This is a genomic window from Vibrio sp. 811, assembly GCF_033339195.1.
In genome coordinates, this window is sequence record NZ_JAWOUB010000944.1 from 1 (window position 1) to 519 (window position 519).

The following is a 519-nucleotide window of genomic DNA, read 5'->3' on the forward strand; positions in this document are numbered from 1 at the left end:
GTGGTTACTACGCAAGTTCCGCGACTTCACGCTGATGTTCTTAACTGGTTTGATGATCGGTACACTACCTAAAATCTGGCCTTGGAAAGAAACCCTAACATGGCGTACGAACTCGAAAGGCGAACAAGTACCGTTACTACAACACAACTTGTCTCCATTTGAATTCGAACACATTACCTCTCAACCATCACAGTTAGTGATTGCAGTCGTAATGATGCTGGTTGCTATCGCGTTAGTTTTAGGTCTCGAAAAGTTCGCAGACTCTGACAAATAAACCGCGCAGCACATTCATAGAAAACGGAGCCATTGGCTCCGTTTTTGTTTTTAGGGCGTAGAAAAAGCCGACAATTCGGTGGTTCGGCACACGCTCTCAACCCAAGTCCGACTCACAATGAGTCGTTAACTCATTCATCTCAAAATCATTTAGGTATAACGCACAAATTGTCGAGGAGACGCCTTGGCGAGTTACACATATGTGCTACGATGCGGTTAATGTTAAGTGATAAATGCTGAACCTTA

The 519-nt window shown here is 44.1% G+C and carries 1 protein-coding gene; it reads left to right on the forward strand.

Annotated features, from left to right (window positions below):
- Nucleotides 1-274 (forward strand): undecaprenyl phosphate translocase family protein (locus tag R7Q46_RS30260; protein ID WP_318078726.1); only part of this gene is annotated, 274 nt, incomplete at its 5' end.
- Between the last annotated feature and the right edge of the window lie 245 nt (nt 275-519).